This window comes from Streptococcus sp. WM07 (genome assembly GCF_004570525.1).
In the GTDB taxonomy this organism is placed as follows: Bacteria; Bacillota; Bacilli; order Lactobacillales; family Streptococcaceae; genus Streptococcus.
Genome location: NZ_SPPZ01000319.1, coordinates 1 through 302, shown reverse-complemented (window position 1 = coordinate 302; position 302 = coordinate 1). Strand labels below are relative to the sequence as shown.

Below are 302 nucleotides of genomic sequence, written 5' to 3'. Positions count from 1 at the left end.
CTAGCTGGTCATGATACAGACTATGCCTGTCAAGAATTGAAAGAAGATGCTTATTTCTATCAGCTGCTAGAACCTGGACAGCTGGCCTCTCAACCAACCTTGTCACGTTTCTTTTCTCGAGCTACTGGAGAAACGATTGCAGCTTTAAGACAGATTAACTTTGAACTTCTCCAAGTCTTTTTACAATTTCATCAAGTGGGGAATCTTATCATTGATATTGATTCGACTCATTTTACAACCTATGGAAAACAAGAAGGCTCGGCTTACAATGCTCATTACCGTGCCACAGGGTATCATCCACT

The 302-nt window shown here is 41.1% G+C and carries 1 protein-coding gene; it reads left to right on the top strand.

Going from position 1 to position 302, the window contains the following annotated elements; translation table 11 throughout:
- Positions 1–302, top strand: a 302-nt coding sequence (locus E4T71_RS09390) for a transposase (protein ID WP_194181275.1), incomplete at both ends; no start/stop codon positions are given.